The sequence below is a fragment of the Dactylosporangium sp. CA-233914 genome (genome assembly GCF_050942935.1).
GTDB lineage: Bacteria > Actinomycetota > Actinomycetes > Mycobacteriales > Micromonosporaceae > Dactylosporangium.
Window position 1 is genome coordinate 8,219,997 of the sequence record NZ_CP192030.1, and the last position, 19,596, is coordinate 8,239,592.

22 protein-coding genes are annotated in these 19,596 nt (G+C 73.7%); 9 read left to right on the top strand and 13 right to left on the bottom strand.

Going from position 1 to position 19,596, the window contains the following annotated elements; all coding sequences use genetic code 11:
• Positions 1 to 59: 59 nt before the first annotated feature.
• From ACQPY0_RS36645 to ACQPY0_RS36675, 7 genes are all read right to left on the bottom strand, one after another.
• Positions 60 to 701 carry an HAD-IA family hydrolase gene (locus ACQPY0_RS36645; protein WP_432971330.1) on the bottom strand — a complete coding sequence of 214 codons (642 nt, stop codon included), beginning with the start codon at positions 699 to 701 and terminating at the stop codon, positions 60 to 62.
• Positions 691 to 1,734: an ABC transporter ATP-binding protein gene (locus ACQPY0_RS36650; RefSeq protein WP_432971333.1), complete on the bottom strand. Its 1,044-nt coding sequence runs from the start codon at positions 1,732 to 1,734 to the stop codon at positions 691 to 693. Before ACQPY0_RS36650 ends, ACQPY0_RS36645 begins: the two co-directional genes overlap by 11 nt.
• Positions 1,735 to 2,568 carry a carbohydrate ABC transporter permease gene (locus ACQPY0_RS36655; protein WP_432971336.1) on the bottom strand — a complete coding sequence of 278 codons (834 nt, stop codon included), beginning with the start codon at positions 2,566 to 2,568 and terminating at the stop codon, positions 1,735 to 1,737.
• On the bottom strand, positions 2,555 to 3,442 hold the full coding sequence (locus ACQPY0_RS36660; RefSeq protein WP_432971339.1) for a carbohydrate ABC transporter permease: 888 nt from the start codon (positions 3,440 to 3,442) through the stop codon (positions 2,555 to 2,557). The genes ACQPY0_RS36655 and ACQPY0_RS36660 overlap by 14 nt, the downstream gene beginning before the upstream one ends.
• Positions 3,439 to 4,731 (bottom strand): ABC transporter substrate-binding protein, encoded by a 1,293-nt coding sequence (locus tag ACQPY0_RS36665; RefSeq protein WP_432971342.1) that lies wholly within the window; start codon positions 4,729 to 4,731, stop codon positions 3,439 to 3,441. The genes ACQPY0_RS36660 and ACQPY0_RS36665 overlap by 4 nt, the downstream gene beginning before the upstream one ends.
• The gene (locus ACQPY0_RS36670; RefSeq protein ID WP_432971345.1) at positions 4,731 to 5,561 is read right to left on the bottom strand and encodes an MBL fold metallo-hydrolase; all 831 of its coding nucleotides are present in this window, start codon (positions 5,559 to 5,561) and stop codon (positions 4,731 to 4,733) included. The genes ACQPY0_RS36665 and ACQPY0_RS36670 overlap by 1 nt, the downstream gene beginning before the upstream one ends.
• 128 nt (positions 5,562 to 5,689) lie before the next feature.
• Positions 5,690 to 6,571 carry a LysR family transcriptional regulator gene (locus tag ACQPY0_RS36675; RefSeq protein WP_432971348.1) on the bottom strand — a complete coding sequence of 294 codons (882 nt, stop codon included), beginning with the start codon at positions 6,569 to 6,571 and terminating at the stop codon, positions 5,690 to 5,692.
• A 285-nt stretch (positions 6,572 to 6,856) separates the two neighbouring features.
• Between ACQPY0_RS36675 and ACQPY0_RS36680 the strand changes: the two genes are divergently transcribed.
• Positions 6,857 to 7,282 carry an MscL family protein gene (locus ACQPY0_RS36680; protein WP_432971351.1) on the top strand — a complete coding sequence of 142 codons (426 nt, stop codon included), beginning with the start codon at positions 6,857 to 6,859 and terminating at the stop codon, positions 7,280 to 7,282.
• Positions 7,283 to 7,290: 8 nt separating this feature from the next.
• On the opposite strand, the gene ACQPY0_RS36685 is transcribed toward ACQPY0_RS36680, so the two are convergent.
• Positions 7,291 to 7,929: a zinc ribbon domain-containing protein gene (locus ACQPY0_RS36685; protein ID WP_432971354.1), complete on the bottom strand. Its 639-nt coding sequence runs from the start codon at positions 7,927 to 7,929 to the stop codon at positions 7,291 to 7,293.
• Positions 7,930 to 8,445: 516 nt separating this feature from the next.
• Positions 8,446 to 8,922: a hypothetical protein gene (locus ACQPY0_RS36690; protein ID WP_432971357.1), complete on the bottom strand. Its 477-nt coding sequence runs from the start codon at positions 8,920 to 8,922 to the stop codon at positions 8,446 to 8,448.
• A 438-nt stretch (positions 8,923 to 9,360) separates the two neighbouring features.
• Between ACQPY0_RS36690 and ACQPY0_RS36695 the strand changes: the two genes are divergently transcribed.
• Positions 9,361 to 10,017 carry a TlpA disulfide reductase family protein gene (locus ACQPY0_RS36695; protein WP_432971360.1) on the top strand — a complete coding sequence of 219 codons (657 nt, stop codon included), beginning with the start codon at positions 9,361 to 9,363 and terminating at the stop codon, positions 10,015 to 10,017.
• Here the strand turns inward: ACQPY0_RS36695 and ACQPY0_RS36700 are convergent.
• Both ACQPY0_RS36700 and ACQPY0_RS36705 read right to left on the bottom strand, forming a co-directional pair.
• A complete protein-coding gene (locus tag ACQPY0_RS36700; protein WP_432971363.1) occupies positions 9,957 to 10,643 on the bottom strand; it encodes a response regulator in 687 nt (228 codons plus the stop codon). The two genes, ACQPY0_RS36695 and ACQPY0_RS36700, sit on opposite strands and share 61 nt — an antisense overlap.
• Positions 10,640 to 12,229, bottom strand: coding sequence for a sensor histidine kinase (locus ACQPY0_RS36705; protein WP_432971366.1), 1,590 nt, complete (start codon positions 12,227 to 12,229; stop codon positions 10,640 to 10,642). Before ACQPY0_RS36705 ends, ACQPY0_RS36700 begins: the two co-directional genes overlap by 4 nt.
• Before the next feature lie 54 nt (positions 12,230 to 12,283).
• Between ACQPY0_RS36705 and ACQPY0_RS36710 the strand changes: the two genes are divergently transcribed.
• The 7 genes from ACQPY0_RS36710 to ACQPY0_RS36740 all read left to right on the top strand — a co-directional run bounded on the left by ACQPY0_RS36710 (position 12,284) and on the right by ACQPY0_RS36740 (position 17,449).
• Positions 12,284 to 13,657 carry a cation:dicarboxylate symporter family transporter gene (locus ACQPY0_RS36710; RefSeq protein WP_432971369.1) on the top strand — a complete coding sequence of 458 codons (1,374 nt, stop codon included), beginning with the start codon at positions 12,284 to 12,286 and terminating at the stop codon, positions 13,655 to 13,657.
• A 129-nt stretch (positions 13,658 to 13,786) separates the two neighbouring features.
• Positions 13,787 to 14,071, top strand: a complete 285-nt coding sequence (locus ACQPY0_RS36715; protein WP_432971372.1) for a hypothetical protein — start codon at positions 13,787 to 13,789, stop codon at positions 14,069 to 14,071.
• A gap of 133 nt (positions 14,072 to 14,204) precedes the next feature.
• On the top strand, positions 14,205 to 15,146 hold the full coding sequence (locus ACQPY0_RS36720) for a universal stress protein (protein ID WP_432971375.1): 942 nt from the start codon (positions 14,205 to 14,207) through the stop codon (positions 15,144 to 15,146).
• Between the two features lie 32 nt (positions 15,147 to 15,178).
• A complete protein-coding gene (locus ACQPY0_RS36725) occupies positions 15,179 to 15,382 on the top strand; it encodes a DUF1918 domain-containing protein (RefSeq protein ID WP_432971378.1) in 204 nt (67 codons plus the stop codon).
• A 64-nt stretch (positions 15,383 to 15,446) separates the two neighbouring features.
• Positions 15,447 to 15,716 (top strand): DUF1876 domain-containing protein, encoded by a 270-nt coding sequence (locus ACQPY0_RS36730; RefSeq protein ID WP_432971381.1) that lies wholly within the window; start codon positions 15,447 to 15,449, stop codon positions 15,714 to 15,716.
• Between the two features lie 176 nt (positions 15,717 to 15,892).
• Positions 15,893 to 16,456, top strand: a complete 564-nt coding sequence (locus tag ACQPY0_RS36735) for an Hsp20/alpha crystallin family protein (protein ID WP_432971384.1) — start codon at positions 15,893 to 15,895, stop codon at positions 16,454 to 16,456.
• Between the two features lie 165 nt (positions 16,457 to 16,621).
• A complete protein-coding gene (locus tag ACQPY0_RS36740) occupies positions 16,622 to 17,449 on the top strand; it encodes a universal stress protein (protein WP_432971387.1) in 828 nt (275 codons plus the stop codon).
• 17 nt (positions 17,450 to 17,466) lie between these two features.
• Here ACQPY0_RS36740 and ACQPY0_RS36745 read toward each other — a convergent pair whose 3' ends face one another.
• Both ACQPY0_RS36745 and ACQPY0_RS36750 read right to left on the bottom strand, forming a co-directional pair.
• Complete coding sequence (locus tag ACQPY0_RS36745) at positions 17,467 to 18,339, bottom strand: universal stress protein (protein ID WP_432971390.1); 873 nt, start codon at positions 18,337 to 18,339, stop codon at positions 17,467 to 17,469.
• A gap of 112 nt (positions 18,340 to 18,451) precedes the next feature.
• Positions 18,452 to 19,513 (bottom strand): Acg family FMN-binding oxidoreductase, encoded by a 1,062-nt coding sequence (locus ACQPY0_RS36750; RefSeq protein ID WP_432971393.1) that lies wholly within the window; start codon positions 19,511 to 19,513, stop codon positions 18,452 to 18,454.
• Between the last annotated feature and the right edge of the window lie 83 nt (positions 19,514 to 19,596).

Genomic DNA, 19,596 nt, shown 5'->3' on the forward strand with positions numbered 1-19,596 from the left:
CACCGCCGGGCACTACCCGGCCGCGCTCGCCCTACACCCCGGCCCGGGTGCCGCCCCGTTCACCCGAGCCGGCGCCGCAGCTCGCCGATGGTCGCCGCGTTGCCGCGATGCAGCACGGCGCTCCAGCCGTGCGCCCGCGCCGCGCGGCAGTTGCCGGCGGAGTCGTCGATGAGCAGCCGCTCCCCCGCGGTGACGAGGATCCGGTCGGCGTGCTCGTAGATGCGCCGGTCGGGTTTGGCGATGCCGAGCTCGTGTGAGCGGACCACGTGCGCGAACACGTCGACGCCGGCCAGCAGCCGGTCGCGATGCCGCTCCCACTCGGCGACGCTGTTGGTCAGCAGCCCTATCCGCAGCCCGCGCCCGCGCAGGCGCCGCAGCTCCTCGACGATCGGCCGGTTCAGCTCCCGGCCGTGGTACCAGTGGGTGCCCCAGTCGCCGAGGTCGACGCGGGACCGGATGCCCGCCGGCAGCGCCGCGGTGAGCCGCCGGCCCCACTCGGCCTGGCTGAGCCGGCCGAGCTCCAGCGGCGCGAACCCGCGCAGGCCCTCCTGCGCGGCGACCGTCTCGGCGGCTGCCTCGAGCACGGCCCACGGGACGCCGCTCGCGGCGACGATGGCGTCCACGGCGTCGCTCATCGGTGGCGTGAGCACCCCGCCGAAATCGCACCAGACGACCGGGGCCGCGGTGTCCTCAGCCGGCACGGCGGCGCCCCGCCTCGTCGAATCGATGCAGCCGAGCGTCCGGCACCGCGACGCGGACCGGCTCGCCCGGGGTCAGCCACCGGTCGCCCTCGCGTTGCTGCAGCACGAAGTCGCCCGCGGGTGAGCGGCACAGTACGTCCTGGCCGGAGCCGGTGTACGCGCACACCTCCACGACACCCTCGGCCAGAAATCCCTCCGGCGCCTGACCGGGTTCCAGCGCCCGCCCGTCGGCCGGCCGCCAGCCGAGCCGCCCGCCGCCCCGGTCCGCGACGAGGTTCATCGCGGGCGCGCCCACGAAGGTGGCGACGAACTCGGTCCCGGGCCGTTCGTAGAGCTCACGCGGCGGGCCGGCCTGCACGACGCGGCCGTCGCGCATGACGACGAGGTCGGTGGCCATCGACAGCGCCTCGTACTGGTCGTGCGTCACCAGCACGAGCGTGGCACCGATCTCGCGGTGCAGCCGGAGCAGCTCGGCGCGGGCGTCCGCGCGCAGCTGCGCGTCGAGGGCCGACAGCGGCTCGTCCAGCAGCAGCACGGCCGGCCGTCGGACGATCGCGCGGGCGAGGGCGACCCGCTGGCGCTGGCCGCCGCTGAGCTGACCGGGCTTGCGCCCCAGCAGCGCGCCGAGGCCGAGCAGGTCGGCCACCTCCCGCACCCGCTCGTCGATCTGCTGCCGGGACGGCCCGTTGCGCCGGTCGTGGCGGGCCTGCAGGCGCAGGCCGAAGGAGATGTTCCCGGCGACCGTCATGTGGGGGTAGAGCGCGTAGTCCTGGAACACCATGGCGACCCGCCGCTCACCGGCGCGCTGCCCGGTGACGCCGCGCCCGTCGATCTCGACCGTCCCGCCGGTGGGGGCCTCGAGCCCGCTGAGCACCCGCAGGAGCGTGGACTTCCCGCACCCGGATGGGCCGACGACGGCGGTGAAGGAGCCGGCCCGCACGTGCAGGTCGACGCCGTCCAGGGCCACGGTGGGCCCGTAGCGCATCGTGAGCCCGGTCAGCCGCAGCTCGCCGGCGTGATCGCGATGGATCATCTACCTCAGTCCCGTCTGCAGGAAGGCGTCGGTGACGCGGCGCGCGGCGATCGCGTACACGACGAGGATGGGCAGGCTGGTCAGCGTGGCCGCGGCGAGCAGACCGCCGTAGTCGTTGCCCTCGGCGGTCTGGAACTGCGCCAGTCCGATCTGCACCGTGGTGTCCTCGGCCCGCGGCGCCGCGAGCAGCGGCCAGAGGTACTCGTTCCAGGTGGTGATGAGCACCAGGATGGCCACGGCCGCGACCGCCGGGCGCAGCGCGGGCAGCACGATGTGCCAGAGGATCTCGCGCGGCCGGGCACCGTCGAGCCGGGCCGCGTTGAGCACCGAGGGCGGGATCGCCCGGACGTGCTGCATGAGCACCAGCACGGCCAGGGCCGAGGCGCCCAGCTGCGGCACGATCAGGCCCCACTCGGTGTTGCGCCAGCCCAGCCGGGCGGCGATGAGGAACTGGGGAATGACCAGCGCCTGCGGCGGGATCGCGAGCGACGTCGTGAGCAGCCCGAGGACGAGGGCGCGTCCGCGGGGTGCGAAGTACACCAGGGCGAAGGCACCCAGCACGCCGATCACCACCTGGCCCGCGGCCACCCCGGCGGCCATCGTGAAGGTGTTGCGCAGCAGGGTCGCCACGGGCCAGTCGAGCAGCGCGTGCCGGTAGTGCTCCAGGGTCGGCGCGGAGGCCACGGGCGCGGGGCTGTAGATCTCGTTGTCCGGCTTCAGCGATGCCAGCAGCGCCCACAGCACCGGGAACATCATGCCCAGCGCGGTGCCGGCCAGCGCCAGGTGCCAGCAGACGCCGCCGGCGGCGCGGCGGAGGCGTTCAGACGATGGCACGCCGCCTCCGCAGGACCGCCGCGGCGAGCGCCGCGACGGCGAAGCCGGCGAGCACGAGCACGGACGCCGCCGAGGCGGTGCCCGTCTCGAAGAACTCGAATCCCAATGTGTAGATGCGGTAGTACACGTTGTCGGTGACGCCGTCCGGGCCGCCCTGGGTGAGCACGGAGATGTTGGTGAAGGCCCACTGGCCGGCCAGGACGACGCTGAGCAGCCCCAGCAGCACGGTGGTCCGAACCAGTTGCGGTGCCACGACGAAGGACACCACCTCCCCGGAGGTCGCCCCCTCCAGGCGCGCCGCCTCGATCGTGCGACGGTCGAGGGTGGCGAGCGCGGCGCTGTACAGCAGCATGTTGAACGCGACGACCCGCGCCGCGGTGACGGCCACGACCACCGGCAGTGCCGCGGCCGGGTCGCCGAGCCAGTTGACGGCCGGCCCGCCGAACCACCCGAGCACCTCGTTGGCGAGGCCGTTGAGCGGGTTGAGCAGGAAGCGCCACGAGACCGCCAGCGCGACGGGCGCCACCATCGCGGGCACGAAGAGCAGCGCGCGGTACACGGTGCTCGCCCGGCCCGGTCGCAGCCAGAGCATGATCGCCAGGAGCAGGGGCACGATCGTCGCGAATGGCAGCAGCGCCAGCGCGTAGAGCAGGGTCTGGCTCGCCGCCCGGGCGAACTCCGGCTCCTGCACCAGCCGCCGGAAGTTCTCCAGCCCGACAAAGCCGGCGGGCGGCCCCGTGAGGTTCCAGTCCAGCACCGAGAGCACCAGCGTGGCCAGCGCCGGCCCGTAGATCCACACACCGAGCATGACCAGCAAAGGCATGACGTACGGCCAGGCGCCCCACGCGAAGCGCCGCCGGGCGGGCATGCTCACTGCGATCCGACCAGCGTGCGGATCCGATCGGCCGTCTTGTGCAGCGTCGCCTGCGCGTCCGCGCCCCGCAGCACGATCGGGGCGATCGCGTCGTCCTGCAGCAGCACCGTGGCCTGGTTGGCCTTCGGGCCGGGGAACGAACGGTACGGTTGCATGTCGCCCAGCTGCTGGATCGTCGGCAGCAGCAACGGATTCTTCCGCAGGTAGTCGGCAAGCGCGCCGGTGACCAGGTTCGCGCGCAGCGGCAGGTAGCCGATGCCGGTGGTGACGAGCGAGTACCCCTCGTCGCTGGTGAGGAACTTGACGAACTCCCACGCCGCGCGCTGCTTCGCCGTGTCCTTGCTCAGCACGATGAGGGCGGCGCCCGAGTGCGTGGGCCGGGCCGGGCCGGTGCCGAAGCTCGGGAACGCGGCGGTGCGCAGCTCGAACTTGCCCTTCGCGGCGGACTGCAGGTTGCCCAGGACCGCCGTGCTGACGACGAGCATGCCGAGGTCGCCCGAGGCGAAGGCGGACAGGGCGTCCTCCGGCGCCACTGCGGGCTGGAGCTTGTCGGCGGTCAGCTGCTGGATCTGCCGGATGCCGGCGATCGCCTCGGGAGAGTCGACGGCCACCCGGCCGTTGCCGTCCAGCAGCGCTCCCCCGGCGCTGTCGATGACGGACTGGGTCAGGTAGTCGGACTTGCCCGAGTCGACGATGCCGAAGTAGACACCGTGATGACCGTTCTTGGCGATGGCCTGGGCCGCGGTCCGTACCTCGTCCATCGTCTTCGGCGGGTTGGCCGGGTCGAGTCCGGAGGCGCGGAAGAGGTCGGCGTTGTAGAACACCGTGGGGATGGAGATCGTGTACGGCAGCGCGTGCACGGTGCCGTTCCACCGCCCCGCCTCCACCGGCCCGGGGGTGATGCCCTCGACGTGCCCGCGCCACTGGTCGCCCGCGATCTGCTCCAGCGACTGGGTGGGCAGTGTCTGCAGGGCCTCGGCGAGCTTGCTGTAGCCGATCTGCACCACGTCCGGCGGATCGCCGGCCGCGACGGCGGCCTTCGTCTTCGTCAGCACGTCGGCCGTTGGCACGGCTTCGGGCCGCACGGTGATTTCGGGGTGCAGCTTGGCGAAGCGGTCCAGCAGCGCCTGGGTGCCGGTGCCGGCGGCGCCCTGGGTTCCGTAGTTGTAGGAGCTGAAGGTGATGCTGACGGTGCCGGCGGCGCCGGCGTCGTCGCTGGAGCACGCGGCTGTACCGCCGAGCGCGACGGCTAGGGCGACCGCCAGGCCGCCGCGGGTGATGCGGTTCATCAGGATGCCTCTCGCTGGTCGATGACGTGGGGTCGGCCGATGCGGGCGATGCCGACTGGGCCGTCGAATACCTCCGCCGCGCGGGAGCGGTGCCACTCGTGCTCGGCCGGGTCCGGGCTTGCGAAGTGGGTGAGCACCAGGGTTCCGACGCCGGCCTCCCGGGCGGCCCGCGCCGCGTCGCCGGAGCTCAGATGCCCGTGGCCGGTGGTGTCGGTCTGTCGCAGGGTGCTCTCGCTGAGCAGGAGGTCGGCCCCCTGCGCCAGTTCGGGCAGCGCGGGCGTGACGCCCGTGTCGCCGGTGTAGACGAGGCTGCGCCCGCCGGCCTCGACGCGCACCCCGCAGTCGGGTGCGACGTGTCGCAGCAGCTCGAAGCGCAGCGACAGCTCGCCGACCCGCCGCACCTCGCCGGGCTGGTACTCGATCACCTCGAAGGCGAGGTCGAAGGCGCGGTCGAGCAGCGGATGGGTGGTGACGGGGAACAGGGCGGCGTACCGGTCGAGCACCGCCCGGGCACCGCCGGGTACGAACAGCGGCACCCGCGGCACGGTCTCGTCGATCTCCACGCGTCCCGCGCCCAGGTCGCCGTGGAGCCGACGGCGCAGCAGCATCTTGCCGATGGGCAGCACGTCCAGCAGGTGGTCGGTGTGCAGGTGGCTGATGAACACGCCGTCCAGCGGGCGGGGGTCGGCGAGGTGGCGGCTGACGGCCACTGCGGTGCCGGGGCCGGCGTCGAGCATGATCCGGGTTCCGCCGGACTCGACGAGGTAACCGGAACTGGCCTCGCCGGCGGCGGGCATGCCGGCGAGCCGGCCGAGGGGAAGGAGTCGCATGGCGTCGTTTCTGCTCCGGGGCCCGCGGTGCGCGGCCCTGCCAGACCATGCTGCGGAGGCGGCGAGTCCGGGATCAACGGACAGATCAGGAACGAACGATCGCCCTGGGCGATCGATGAGCGGGCGCACTATCCGCCTCGTCGGGCGTCCTCGGCAAGCCCAAGGAGCTGCTCGACCACAATGTTCACCGCGGGTTCCTCCGACTTGCGGTGCCACGCCACGTGGATGTGCAGCTGCGGCTCCGTCGGCGCCAGCCGCAACACGTGCATCCCGCTGGCCCGGCTCTGCTCGCTCCGCGGCCGCGAGCTGAAGCCGATGGCGTCGGTCGCCTCCAGCTCCAGCAGGTAGCTCGACAGATCGCCGGCGCCCTGCGACGGCGCCAGCCGGACCCCGTGGCGCGCGGCCTCGCTCAGCAACGCCTCCTCGATGCCCGTCCCGCCGCCGCGGTAGCCGGTGATGTACCGGTGCCGCGCGATCTCCCGATAGCTCACGACGGACCCCGTGGCCAGCGGATGCCCGGCCCGCACGGTCGCCACGACCGGGACGTCGAGCAGGTGCCGGGCGGACAGCTCGGGATGCTCGACCGGGCCGTAGACGAGGCCGACGTCGAGGTCGCCGCGGGCGAGGCCGTGCAGCTGCTCGGGCGTGCCCATCTCGCGCAGCAGCAGGCCCAGCTGCGGCTGTGCGCGCCGCAACTGATCCAGCAGCGGCGCCACGAGCAATCGGCTAGCCGGATAGTTGGTCGCGACCCGCAGCGCGCCCTCCTGGCCGGCCGCGACCTGCCGCGCGATGCGGATCGCCCGGTCCACGTCGGCGAAGATGCGGTCCACCTCGCGCAGGAACACCACGCCGGCGGCGGTGAGCTCCACCCTGCGTGACGAGCGGTGCACCAGCCGCACGCCGACCTCGGCCTCCAGCCGTTGCAGTTGCTGGCTGACCGAGGACTGGGCCAGGAACAACCGCTGCGCGGCCCGTCCGAAGTGCTTCTCCGCTGCAATCGCGCGAAACACTTCCAGATTGCGAAATTCCATGACCTGCGCATGGCAGCACGCCAAGGTGAACGCCTGGGTATGCTCCCCAGAACATCGCTTTCGGCACGACCTGGCCTGGCCGCGCAGCCGCACCTTCCTCGACGCACTGTGACGACCGGTGGGTGGTGCGACCGGGGTGATCCCGGACTCGCCGCGAGGTGACCGCCACGCGCTCCGGCGCCCCGGGCCGGTCGCGGAATGTTCTCATGGTGCAGCCAGGGACAGCGACCCGCAGGCCGGCCATCCGAGCTTCACAGCAGGGGAATGCGAATGTTGAAAGGCTTCAAAAACTTTCTCATGCAGGGCGACCTGATCGTTGTCGCGGTGGGCCTGGTTGTCGCCCTGGCCTTCAGCACCCTGATCAAGGCATTCACCGACAGCATCATCACACCGCTGATCAACTCGATCGCGGGCGGCGGGACGGCCGGGAAGGGACTCGGCTGGACGATCAACGGCCAGCGGATCGACGTCGGCGCCTTCATCGGCGCGTTCATCTACTTCATCGTCTTCATGGCGGTCATCTATTTCCTGATCGTCGTACCGTACCGGGCCTACATGCGCAAGCGCGGCCAGACCGTCTTCGGCGACCCGCCACCGACCAAGGAGTGCCCGAGCTGCCGGCTCACCGACCTACCGGCGGCCGCGACCCGATGCCCGCACTGCACCACCGACCTCGCCAGGATCGCCTAAGGTCTGTTTCAAACTCGGGTTTGGTGTCCGCGAGATGGAACAGTCCGGGTTGTGCGTCTGGTCGTTCCGGTGTGGTCCCGCATGTTGGGGTGCGGGTCTGGTCCGGGGTTGTCGAGGGCGTCGTTCCGGGAGTTCGCCGAGCACGCCGGCTCCGGCCGTCTGGGGTGGCTGGTGCTGCGCTGCGGCCGCCGCGGTCGGGCACTGGTTGGGTGCCGGTCGGGGCGGTGGTGTCCGGTTGACTCGGGCAGGGCTCCTTGCAGCCCCTCATGGATGGCATCCACGCCGTGGGTGGCGAGGGTGGTCTGCGCGGCGACCCAATCCACCCGGGCGGTGCCGGGCACGGCCGGGTCGCTCAGCACGGTGTGCGCCCCGACGAGAGCCGCGACGAGGTCCCGGTCGCCGGTCAGACCGCACTGCGGGCAGGTGTGACGGCGGTGATGCAGCTGTTTGGGGACGTGGGCGGTGCAGAGGCAATGCTGGGTCCAGGCGGTGTGCCGGGTCCCGGCCCGGACCAACCCACCACCAGCCAACGCCGCGACGTTGGCGGCTTCCCGATCGACGGCGGCGACGAGGATGCCGGGAGTGAAGGCGTGGATGCCGCGCCCACACCCGCAGATCACCGGCCTCGACAACCAGGTTCGGGCCATGGGCGGCCACAATACCGGCGGCAACGATCCGGGCGCGGGTACGCCCGGCCTGGGTACGGGCCGCGCCGTCAGCAGCCGCCTGCCCGCGCAGCCGCAGGTAGCCGGCCGAAAGCTGGTCGCGGCGGTAAGCCTGCACCGGGATACCCGCCGCGTTGGCCATGCGGGCGCCGCCCGGCACCGAGACCTGCACGGAGCGCAGGCCAGCGGTTCGGCGACGGTCGGCTCGCCGCTGCTGCCGGGCAGAGAGCCGGTACTGGCCTGGGTTGGTGGCGCGGCGGGAGCGTTGCAGGGCGCGGTGACGCCGCCGCTGCCGCAACCGTTCCGCCGCGAGCCGGTCGGCGTCGGCGCCGGTCTTCGTGATCTGTGTGGCGCGCACCCCGGGGCCACCGTCGATCGGGACGGAGACGACGGCAAGGTTGGACACGTTGACGTCGACGCCGCCGCGCCGGTGCAGGGCCGCGGCCGTCTGGCGGCGGGCCGTGACCGTGGGGGAGGTGTAGCCGGGGCCGAGGACCATCACATGGGCCTCGTACCGCCACCCACCCGGGGAACCCGGGTCGCGATACCGCACGAGGTCGATCGGCGCGGGTCGGTGAGGTAGTGCTCCAGCACCGGCTGACGACGGGGGCCCTGGGGGAGGCGGACCGGCAGGATCAGGTCCCGGGCGCCGGTGCCGGTCAACACCACGGCGAGGGCGCCGTCGTGGTCCCACCACGACCGTACCGGCCGGCCATCGGCGGTGGGGGTGACGGCGGGCATCCGCCGTGGCTGCCACAACCGCCCAGCCCGGTCGAACACCGCGTCATGCCCCGCCAGGGTGCCGGCCAGGCGGAACGTCTCCCACTTCCGCGCCCTGGCGTGCGACCGCGCCCGCCCGGGGATGCGGCTGAACGTCCACCAGCCGCCGACCTTCGGCCGGCCGTGGCGTCGTCCGGTCGCGTCGGGGAACAGGTGCCGATCGGCAGCCTGCCACACGCTGTCGGCGACGTGCATCGCCACCGCTTTCGTACAGGAGCGGCGCAGATGCGGGGCACGATCCAGGTGTCGGTACGCGGCATGCTCCAACCCGGTTCCGGGTCAACCCCAGCCGGTCACGGACCACAGCCGGACCTGCGACGGCCCGCGCGCGATGTGCGGCCCAGTATCCGTCGACCTTGGCGCGGGCGTCACGCTGCACCGCCCGCCGGACCGCGAACACCGCCGTGAAGACCCGCTCCGCATGCCGCCGCACTGCTGGGTCATGCACGTCCAGCGGCAGCCGCAACACCGACACCGGACCGTCGTACCGCCACGGCACCGCCTGGTTCGGTCCGCGCCGCCGTATCGACCCCGCTGCCGCCACACCGACCAATATGGGGCCACACGGCCCCCAGTGTCATCGCTGTGCCGGAACTTTGCGACACGGCCTCCAGAGGCTCTTAATATCGACACATGCGCCGCCGGTTGTACGTCAGCATCGGTGTGGTTCTCGCGATCGTCGCCGCGACGGTGGCATGGTCGTGGAGCCGGGAATCGAACAGTGCCGGAAAAGCCGTCGAGGACGTCACGAGAGACAGCCGGATCGCCCCGTGCCCCGATCTGTCCGGTGGGCCCGTCGCCGGCGGGCTACCGTCAGTCGAGCTGCCGTGCATGAGCTCGGCCGGCCCCGCCACGATCCAGCTTTCGGACTACACTGACGCCAAGCCGATGCTGATCGCCCTGTGGGCGTCGTACTGTTCGCACTGCCGCGACGAGCTCAAAGCCATCGGCGAATACCACCGGACGCAGCCGGACGGCGTTCGCGTCCTCACGGTGCTCGCCGTCGACAGCGAGTCCTCCGCTCAACTGATCCTGGACGTCTCGCCCGGCCTGCCCGTCGCTTTCGACCGCTCCGGACAACTCTTCGCCGGGCTGCGGGTCGCACCGGCGCTGCCGGTCCTGGTTGTCGTCCGCCCGGGCGGAAGCGTCGCCAAGGTCTATCAGGGAACGCCCCGGACGTCGGCGGACCAGGTCGCCGGACTCGTCGAGCAAGCCCTGCGACCCACCGGTCAGTCCGCCTTGCCCGGCAGCCAGCGATACTCGACCTCGGGGCGGCCCGCGCCGCCGTAGCGCAGATGCCGGGTCACCGCGCCGCGCTCGGCCAGGTACTCCAGGTAGCGCCGCGCGGTCACGCGGGACGCCTGCAGGGACTGGGCGGCCTCGGCCGCGGACAGGCCGGTGCCGGCGGCGCGGATGAGGTCGGCGACGGCGGAAAGCGACTCGGGGCTCATGCCCTTCGGAAGGTGGCTCGGCGACGGGGCCCGCAGCGTGGCCAGGAGGCCGTCGACCTCCTGCTGATCGGCGACCGACTCGGTGCCGGCCAGCCGGGTGCGGTACTGCCGATAGCGCTCCAGCTTGTCCCGCAGCGCCGGGAAGGCGAACGGCTTGAGCAGGTAGTGCACGATGCCCTGGGAGACCGCGGCGCGCACGATCTCCAGGTCGCGTGCGGAGGTCACGGCCATGACGTCGGCGGGGTGGCCGGCCGCCCGCATCGCGCGCACCAGGTCCATGCCGTGCATGTCGGGCAGGTTCATGTCCAGCAGCACCAGATCCACGCCGCCCCGGCCCAGCGCGCGCAGCGCCTCGGCCGCGGTCGCCGCCTTCGCCGCCACCGCGAAGCCCGGCACCCGCTCGACGTACATCGCGTGTGCGTCGGCGGCGATCGGCTCGTCCTCGACGACCAGCACGCGGATCACGGCGCGGCCACCGGGTCGGAAAGCGGCAGCCGGACGGTGAACGCGGCGCCGTCGACGGCGATGGTGCCGCCGTGGCGGTGCACGGCCTGGCCGACGAGGGCCAGGCCGAGGCCGCGGCCGACCGGGTTGCCGGCGGCGGGCTTGGTGGACCAGCCGCGCTCGAAGGCGTGCGTGACGTCGGCGGGGTCGAGGCCGGGGCCGCTGTCGGTGACGCGCAGTTCCAGCGCACCGCCGTCCGCCACGGCGGCGAACTCCACCCGGCGGGGCGGGGGCGCGGCCACGGCGGCGTCGATGGCGTTGTCGAGCAGGTTGCCGACGATCGTGACGAGGTCACCGGCCGGCAGTCCCGCCACCGGTACCTCGGCGTCGGGCGCGACCTCGAGCTCGACGCCGCGCTCGGCAGCCTGGGCGGCCTTGGCCAGCAGCAGCGCCGCCAGCGCCGGCTCGCGGACGGCGCCGACGACGCGGTCGGTGAGGCGCTGGGCGACGGCCAGCTCGTTGGCTGCGAAGCCGATCGCCTCCTCGGTGCGGCCGAGCTCGATGAGGGACAGGATGGTGTGCAGCCGGTTCGCGGCCTCGTGGGCCTGGGCGCGCAGCGACTCGGCGAAGCCCCGCACGGTGTCCAGCTCGCCGGTGAGCGCCTGCAGGTCGGTGTGATCGCGCAGGGTCACCACGGTGCCGAGCGGGGCGCCGTCGCCGCCCGCGGCGGCGGGGGCCTGGTTGATGACCAGGACCCGGTCGCCGGCGAGGTGGAGTTCGTCGGTGCGTGGCCGGCCCTGCGCGAGTGCGCCGCCGAGCGCCGCGGGCAGCCCGGCGTCGCCGATCGGCCGGCCCACCGCGTCCTCGGCGAGCCCGAGCAGGCGGCGGGCCTCGTCGTTGGCCAGCAGCAGGCACCCGTGCCGGTCGAGCAGGAGCAGGCCCTCGCGGACCGCGTGCAGCACGGCGTCGTAGAACTCGTACATCCTGGCGAGCTCGGCCGGCCCGAGGTCATGGGTCTGGCGGCGCAGCCAGCGGCTCACCAGCCAGGAGCCGGCGGCCGCCATCGCCAGCGCCAGCGCGGCGGTGACGAACAGCGAGGGCAGGCGGTTGCGCACGGCGCGGGCGACCGAGGTGAGCCGGATGCCGACCGAGACCAGGCCGGTGACCCGCTCCCCCACCCGGACCGGCACCACGGCCCGCACCGAGGGGCCGAGCGTGCCGGTGTAGGTCTCGGTGAGGGGACGGCCGCGCACGGCGGCGTCGATGGTGCCGAGGAAGTGCCCGCCGATCTGGCTGGGGTCGGGGTGGGTGTACCGGATGCCCTCCGTCGTCATGACGACCACGAAGTCGGTGCCGGCGTCGCGGTTGAGCTGCTCGGCGAGCGGCTGCAGGACGGCGGTCGGGTCGGCGGTGGCGAGCCCGTCGCGCACCGCGGGCGAGTCGGCGACGCTCCAGGCGATGCCGAGGACCTTCTGCCGGGCGGCGTCGAGGCCGGCCCGGTCGGCCTGGACGTAGGCGCCGACCAGCGTGCCGCTCACGAGCACGGTGATGACCGTCAGCTGGAGGCCGAGCAGCTGGCGGGCGAGGCTCCAACGGCGCGGGGACATAAACGCAATGTACAGAACAGTGACTCAGATCACTGAGCCTCCCATCCTCGGGGTATGACACCCCTCGATCACGCGACCGCCCCCGCCCGGCGGCGCGACCGCACCCACTACCTGTACCTGGCCGTCATCGCCGCCGTGATCCTCGGCGCCGCCCTCGGACTGCTCTTCCCGAAGTCCGCGGTGGAGCTCAAGCCGCTCGGCACCGGCTTCGTCAACCTCATCAAGATGATGATCAGCCCGATCATCTTCTGCACGATCGTGCTCGGCGTCGGGTCCGTCCGCAAGGTCGCCAGCGTCGGCAAGGTCGGCGGCCTGGCGCTGGGGTACTTCCTCGTCATGTCGACGGTCGCGCTGGCCATCGGCCTCGTCGTGGGCAACATCCTGCAGCCCGGGGCGAACCTGCACCTGACCGACGCGGCCAAGGCGGCCGCGGAGAAGCAGGCGGCCAGCGGCTCCGGCTCGACCGTCGACTTCCTGCTCGGCGTGATCCCGACCAGCTTCTTCTCCGCGCTCACCTCCGGCGCGGTGCTGCAGACGCTGCTCGTCGCCCTGCTCGTGGGCTTCGCCCTGCACGCCATCGGCGACTCCGGCCGGGTCATCCTCACCGGCATCGGCCACCTGCAGCGGCTCGTGTTCCGCATCCTGTCGATGATCATGTGGCTGGCCCCGATCGGCGCGTTCGGCGCCATCGCCGCGGTCGTCGGCGCCGGCGGCTGGAGCGCGATCGAGAGCCTGCTGCAGATCATGGCCGGCTTCTACCTCACCTGCGCCATCTTCGTCTTCGTGGTCCTCGGCGCGCTGCTGCGGGCCGTGGCCGGGGTCAACATCCTGCTGCTGCTGAAGTACCTGGCCCGCGAGTTCCTGCTCATCCTCGGCACGTCGTCGTCGGAGTCGGCCCTGCCCCGGCTCATGGCCAAGATGGAGCACGCCGGGGTGTCGCGCACGGTCGTCGGCCTGACCGTGCCGACCGGGTACTCCTTCAACCTGGACGGCACCGCCATCTACCTGACGATGGCGTCGCTGTTCATCGCCGAAGCGCTCGGCCGGCCGCTGAGCATCGGCCAGCAGATCTCGCTGCTGCTGTTCATGATCATCGCCTCGAAGGGCGCGGCGGGTGTCACCGGCGCCGGTCTGTCCACATTGGCCGGCGGCCTGCAGGCGCACCGCCCGGAGCTGGTCGACGGCGTCGGCCTGATCGTCGGCATCGACCGCTTCATGTCGGAGGCCCGGGCCCTGACCAACTTCGCCGGCAACGCGGTGGCCACCGTCCTCGTCGGCCGGTGGACCGACGCCTTCGACCGCGACCGCTGCGCCGAGGTCCTGGCCGGCCGGCTGCCCTTCGACGAGCGCACGATGCTCGACACCGACGCCCACGGCACCGAGCCCGAGCCGGTGGCCGCGCCCCGGCAGCCCACAGCCGCATCCTGACGCACACCGCCGGTCAGGGTCGCAGGTACCGCCGCGAGCGGGACGATCGGCCCTGAACCGGCGGGCCGCGCGCTGGCTATCGTCGATGGCGAGGACGTTCACCGGCCGTACCGCCAGGAGGTGGTTCGAATGGCGGCCACCATGATCGTCGCCGCGTTCGTCGCGGCGCTCTATGCCGCGCTGATCGCCATGCACGTCGCCGCGATCCGCGGCGGCGCGGCCGGCGACCGTCCGCGGCTGGCCACGTGGCTGGCCGCCGCCGGCGAACGCCGCCGCGGCCGCGCGGAGAGCGATGCGGCGCGCCGCCGCCTGGCCGGCGAGCTCGACCGGCCCGGCTACCACGACGCGATGGCGCGGCTCGCGGCGCGCGACGCGGTGGAGCATCCGCTCGAGGTACCGAAGTCGCTGCTGTGACCGCAGCCGCCGGGCAACGCACCGTGCCGGTGTTGACGGTGACCGACCACCCCGCCGGGGACCCGGGGAGCGTGGTCGCCGGGGGTGGATACGCGGGACGCTGAAGGTGGTCGGCTCCGAGGAGAGGATCGCCATGACGATGACCCCTGAGACCACCCACGTTCCCTACGACCGCGCCGACGGCCGCATCGCCGTCGGCGTCGAGCCGGGACCCGGCGGACTCGCGGCCCTGTCCTGGGCGACCGAGGAGGCGGTCGCCTCGGGCGCGCGGATGACCATCTGCCATGCTCGCCGCGACGGGGACCGGGGCGCCGCCGCCGATCTGGAGACGTTGCGCCTCACGCAGCCGGACCTCGTACGCCGGGTGGAGTGGTGCCGGAAGCTGCTCGGCGGCTTCAACGTGACGATGGAGCTGCCGCTGGGCGAGCTGTCCTCGGCGCTGCTGGGTCTCAGCGAGCACGCCGATCTGCTCGTGGTCGGCGGCCACCCCGACGGCGGCCGGCTGCACCGGTCCGTCCCCGCGCAGCTCGCCGCCCGGGCGATGTGCCCGGTCGTGGTCGTCCGGCCGGTCCCGGACCACGACGGCGCGCCGTTCGCCGGTCACGTCGTCGTCGGGGTGGACGGCTCGCCCGCCTCCGCCGCGGCGATCGAGTTCGGCTTCCGCCATGCGCGGCGGCGCCACCTGCCGGTCGCGGCCGTCCACGTCGACGACAGGTGGCCCGGCGACTTCTGGTTCGACGACCGTTACCTGGAGACGCACTTCGCCGCCGAGCCCGCCGCGCTGGAGCTGCTCGCCCGCGAGATCGAGCCGGTCGCCGCCGGGCATCCCCGCGTGGCCGTCAAGCGGGCGGTGTTCGGCGGCAATCCGGTCGCCGCGCTGCGCCACGCCGCCACCGGCGCGGCGCTGCTCGTCGTGGGCCGGCACGGCGAGCGCCGCCCGGCGCTGCTGCGCCTGGGATCGGTGAGCCGCGCGTTCGCGGAGCAGGCCGACTGCGTCGTGGCCGTCGTGCCGCCGACCGTGGCGGCGGCCGAGCCGGGACCGTCGACCCTGTGTGCGCCCGCCTGGGACGGGTAGGCAAGGGCGACGCGACCTGTGAGGAGGTAGCCATGAAGGCACACGTCGGCGACCGCATCGTGCTGGAAGGCACCCATCTCGGCGATCCGTACCGCGCGGGCGTGATCGTCGAGGTGGAACACAACGACGGCACGCCGCCATACACGGTCCAGTGGGAGGACGGGCGCCGGACCGTCGTGTTCCCGGGGCCGGACGCCCGCATCGGCGGGCCGGCCAGGCCCGGGAGCAACCGATGACGGGCGCCGGGGCGGCGAGCCATGCGGCGGCGCGGCAGCGCGCCCGGAAAGCCTGGAGGTCAGTATGCCGGTAGCCAAACAGTGGACGGTCGATGTCTACATCGGCGAACACAACGGAACGACGTCCGCGGAGGCCAGGCTGCACACCGAGGAGGACACGGAGGTGGTCGGCACCGGCAAGGCCCGGCTGAACCCGGCCGACGAGGACATCCCGGAGATCGGCGACGAGCTGGCGGTGGCGCGGGCGCTGAGCGACCTGGGCCACCGGCTGCTGCTCACCGCCGCCGCCGACATCGAGGCCGTGTCCGACAAGCCGACGCACCTGACCTGGTAGCGGCGCGGCCTCAGCGGCCGGGACCGGGTGACCGCCGCGCTGTCCGGCGCGGCGGCCGGCCGCGTGCCGGCCACGGCGTGCTCACCCGGTACCCATCCCCGCGAGGGGAGACGCCTCGCCCGGGCGCGCCGGACGATGGACGCGATGGACCGGAGCTCAAGGAAGGGAGCGACCACATGTCACTCGCACCGTTCTCCGCCCGTCAGCGGCGCGGCGGCCAGCTGGCCCGGCGGCCGGGCATCGGCTGGGACCCGGCCCGGGAGATCGACGAGCTCAACGAGCGGTTCGGCCAGCTGATCCGGTCGGTCTTCGGCGAGACCGGGTTCACCGCGCCGCTGTCGCTGACCACGCTGGGCGCGCCGATCGACATCGAGGAGACCGACGAGGCGTACGTCGTGGACATCGACCTGCCCAGCGTCGACCCCTCCGACGTCGATCTGGAGATGCGCGGCGAGGAGCTGCGCATCACCGGCCGCTACGCCCAGCGCGAGCGCGGCGGCGTGGTCCGCCGGCAGAACCGCCAGAGCGGCGAGTTCGAGTACGTCGTGGACCTGCCGGGCGACATCGACTCGGAGCGGGTCGAGGCCCAGTACGACAGCGGCGTGCTCACGATCACCGTCGGCAAGGCCCGCGGCGCCCAGCCGCGGCGCATCGAGATCGGGCGCGGCCAGGGCGGCCGGCAGCCGGGGAAGCAGACCGGCGAGCAGAAGCAGGCCGGCGAGCAGACGAGCAAGCTGTAGCCGCGGCGCAGGACAGTGGCCGGCCGCCGGTGTGGCGGCCGGCCTTCAATCGGGGTCAGCAGGCGGGCGCGGTGCCTCCGGCCACGGTACGGCCGGATACGCGCACGGACCGCGCGAGCATGGTGGTTGCCGGGTGCGTCCAGCCGCTCGACCGAGGAGGCCGCCATGAGCAATCGCCCGGACTCGCCGGTCGTGGCGGGCGTCGACGGTACCGCCGCCGGATTCCGCGCCGTTCGCCTCGCCGCGAGCGAGGCGACGCTGCGCGGCCGGCCGCTGACGCTCTTCGCGACCCACCGGCCGCAACCGGACCAGACGCGGCCGGGCGAATCCGGGACCCGGCACTGGCTGGCGGAGGCGGAGTCCGTCGTGCGCGAAGCGCATCCCGGGCTGTCACCGCGCGTCGGCCTGGAATCCGGTGATCTCGCCGACGTGCTGATCGACGCATCGCACGGCGCGGAGCTGGTGGCCGTCGGCGAGACCGGCGAGTTCGCCGCCAGCGAGCGCGTCGCCGCGCACGCCAGTGCGCCGGTGCTGGTGGTGACCGGGGCCGGCGGCCACCCCGCGCCGGACGGCCCGATCGTGGTAGGCGTCGACGGGGCCAACCCGTGGCCGGCCGCGCTGACGTTCGCCTTCGAGGAGGCGGAGCGCCGCGGCGTCACCCTCGTGCCGCTCTACGCCTGGAGCGGCCTGCCGGACACGGCGCTGAGCGAGGTCGACCCCTTCGCCTACGACCTGCGCCGGGCGGCGGACGAGGCCGATCGGGTGCTGGCGGAGGCCCTCGCCGGCTGGAGCGAGCGGTATCCGCAGGTCCGGGTGCGGCGCCGGGCGGTGCTGCACCACGACCCGGCCGAGGCGCTGATCCAGGCGTCGGAGCAGGCCGCGATGCTGGTCGTCTCGACGTGTTCGCACGTCGGGCGCAGCGAACAGTTGCTCGGCACGGTCACCCGCCGGGTGCTGCACCGCGCGCCCTGCCCGGTCGCGGTGCTGCGCTGAGCCGCCCTCGCGACGGCTCACCGTTCGTCGCCGGCCGTACCGGGGACGACCAGGACCGGCAGGCCGGCGTGGTGCAGCACGGCCATGGCCACGCTGCCGAGGAGAATCTTGCGCACCGCGGACCGCCCGCGCGAGCCGACGACCAGCAGCGCCGCCGACCGGCTCCGGGCGCACCCGGCGAGCGACTCGGCGATGGCGCGGCCGTGGGGCCCGTGCCCGCTGGGCAGGTACAGCCGCGTCACCTCGGCGCCGGCCGCCGGCGACGGACCGGCCACCTCCTCGGTGGCGTGCCCGTCGTCCACGGTCGCCAGCAATAGGGGCCGTGCCGGGAACAGCCGGGCCGCGGTCGTCAACGCGGTCCGCGCGCCCGGCGAGTCGTCGTACCCGATCAGCACGGCCCCGTCGGCCAGGGCCGCGAACTCGGCCGCCAGCAGCGGGTGCGGGACCACGAGCACCGGCCGGGACGAGTAGTGCACCGCCATGTCGGACACGCTGCCCAGCAGTGCCCGGGTCCCGCCCAGCCCGCGCGAGCCGAGCAGCAGCACGTCGGCGTCGACCTGCTCGGAGAGCTCGGCCAGCCGCGGCCCTTCCCCGCCGAAGCTGCAGACCACGAGTGGCTCCGCGTCCCACCCGGCGGCCCCGGCGAGGATGACCCCGTCGTCCGCCAGCCGCTCCGCCTCCCGCCTGCCCTCCCGCTCGACCGCCTCGACGTAGTCGTCGACATCGCTCGTGCCGGTCCACAGGCGGGCCCGCAGGCTCGCGCTGCCGAACGGCGGGGCCCACAGGTGCGCGATCCAGGCGCAGGCGCGCGGAAACAGCTGGGCGCCGGCCTCGATCGCCGCGCCCGCGGCGGGAGAGCCGTCGTAGCCGATGAGAATCCCGGCCTGCATCGCCGCCTCCCCGGTGGCCGATGGTCTCTGCTTCGAACCTCCCTCCGGCGGCGGGCAACCACCACCCGGCCCGTCCCGGCGACGGCGGCGGGCACCGCCGGCCATCCCTCGATCAATCACCTCGCGCGGCGCCCAGCCACCCGGACGCGTCGATGACCTCCGATGCCGGCCGCCGCCCGCTGGCCGGCGGCGGTCCGGGATCGCCGGCGACGCCGACCCGCAGCACCAGCTGGGGCCGGCCCGGCGGGTGCAGCAGGCTGCGCAGCAGCATCCGGGCGCCGGGAACCTCGACGACGTCGCTCATCGGCGAGACCGCCAGGCCCCGGCCCGTGGCGGTCAGCCACACGGCGCTGGCCGCCTCACCCGCGGCCAGCCAGTCCGCCGGCTCGTCGTGATCGGTCGCCAGCACGCAGTACTCGGCGGAGCTGTCGTCACCGGACCCGGGCGCCAGCCGCGCCGCCGGCCCGAGGCCGAAGTCACGCAGCGGCACGCGGCGCGGCGCCGGCGCCGCCACGGTCTGCGGCGCCACACCGTCGGTGTCGTCCGGGCCGCGCGACGTCCACAGGCGCAGCTCGCCGGCGCGCCGCTCGTCGGCGCTCGCGATGCGGTGCGCGCCCTGCGCCGCGTAACGCAGGTACACCACGTCGTCGGGGGCGACCGTGTGCAGCCGGGCATGGTGTGCGGCAGCGGCCAGCCGCAGCGCGTCGATCGTCCCGGCCGGCACCGGCGCCCCGGCGGCCATCCCGCGACGGTCCGTGTGGCGCAGGCGCATGCTGCGGTACGCCAGCACGCTGCTCAGGCTCGGCGGTCGGGGGTGACAGTCCTGGATCCGGGCGAGCAGCAGCGGGCGGGCCGGATCGGGCCACCGCGAAACCCTCGGCTCGTAGCCCGCGGCCGCGATCGCGACCCGGGCGTGGTGCAGCGCGGCGCCGCAGCTGACGATCAGCAGCCGCCCGTCCGGGTCGATCGCGGGCAGCTGCCGGCGCGGGTCGGCCTGCAGCTCGAGCACCTCGCCCCGCAGCCGCCACCGCCACGGCTGGGTGTTGAGCAGCGACGGCGCCCGCCTGGCCTCGTCCGCCGCCCGGTAGAGCATCACCGCGATCGGCGACCCGGTCGCCCCGCCCCGCTCGTCCATCTCGTCCCCGCATCCCGAAACGCCCTGGCCGGCACGCATGGGGGTGCTTCCCCGGGCACCGCGAGTCATGCCGGATCCCGGCCGGTTTCCGGCGGCCGGCGCGCCTGGACGCGCGGCGGAAC

What these genes read in the sequence shown, in the direction of transcription:
- ACQPY0_RS36680 (WP_432971351.1), top strand. Translation starts at nt 6,857, where the DNA reads ATGCGAATGTTGAAAGGCTTCAAAAACTTTCTCATGCAGGGCGACCTG.
- ACQPY0_RS36690 (WP_432971357.1), bottom strand. Translation starts at nt 8,922, where the DNA reads ATGCACGTCGCCGACAGCGTGTGGCAGGCTGCCGATCGGCACCTGTTC.
- ACQPY0_RS36745 (WP_432971390.1), bottom strand. Translation starts at nt 18,339, where the DNA reads ATGCAGGCCGGGATTCTCATCGGCTACGACGGCTCTCCCGCCGCGGGC.
- ACQPY0_RS36695 (WP_432971360.1), top strand. Translation starts at nt 9,361, where the DNA reads ATGCGCCGCCGGTTGTACGTCAGCATCGGTGTGGTTCTCGCGATCGTC.
- ACQPY0_RS36710 (WP_432971369.1), top strand. Translation starts at nt 12,284, where the DNA reads ATGACACCCCTCGATCACGCGACCGCCCCCGCCCGGCGGCGCGACCGC.
- ACQPY0_RS36740 (WP_432971387.1), top strand. Translation starts at nt 16,622, where the DNA reads ATGAGCAATCGCCCGGACTCGCCGGTCGTGGCGGGCGTCGACGGTACC.
- ACQPY0_RS36650 (WP_432971333.1), bottom strand. Translation starts at nt 1,734, where the DNA reads ATGATCCATCGCGATCACGCCGGCGAGCTGCGGCTGACCGGGCTCACG.
- ACQPY0_RS36730 (WP_432971381.1), top strand. Translation starts at nt 15,447, where the DNA reads ATGCCGGTAGCCAAACAGTGGACGGTCGATGTCTACATCGGCGAACAC.
- ACQPY0_RS36720 (WP_432971375.1), top strand. Translation starts at nt 14,205, where the DNA reads ATGACGATGACCCCTGAGACCACCCACGTTCCCTACGACCGCGCCGAC.
- ACQPY0_RS36670 (WP_432971345.1), bottom strand. Translation starts at nt 5,561, where the DNA reads ATGCGACTCCTTCCCCTCGGCCGGCTCGCCGGCATGCCCGCCGCCGGC.
- ACQPY0_RS36685 (WP_432971354.1), bottom strand. Translation starts at nt 7,929, where the DNA reads ATGGCCCGAACCTGGTTGTCGAGGCCGGTGATCTGCGGGTGTGGGCGC.
- ACQPY0_RS36715 (WP_432971372.1), top strand. Translation starts at nt 13,787, where the DNA reads ATGGCGGCCACCATGATCGTCGCCGCGTTCGTCGCGGCGCTCTATGCC.
- ACQPY0_RS36725 (WP_432971378.1), top strand. Translation starts at nt 15,179, where the DNA reads ATGAAGGCACACGTCGGCGACCGCATCGTGCTGGAAGGCACCCATCTC.
- ACQPY0_RS36750 (WP_432971393.1), bottom strand. Translation starts at nt 19,513, where the DNA reads ATGCGTGCCGGCCAGGGCGTTTCGGGATGCGGGGACGAGATGGACGAG.
- ACQPY0_RS36735 (WP_432971384.1), top strand. Translation starts at nt 15,893, where the DNA reads ATGTCACTCGCACCGTTCTCCGCCCGTCAGCGGCGCGGCGGCCAGCTG.
- ACQPY0_RS36705 (WP_432971366.1), bottom strand. Translation starts at nt 12,229, where the DNA reads ATGTCCCCGCGCCGTTGGAGCCTCGCCCGCCAGCTGCTCGGCCTCCAG.
- ACQPY0_RS36665 (WP_432971342.1), bottom strand. Translation starts at nt 4,731, where the DNA reads ATGAACCGCATCACCCGCGGCGGCCTGGCGGTCGCCCTAGCCGTCGCG.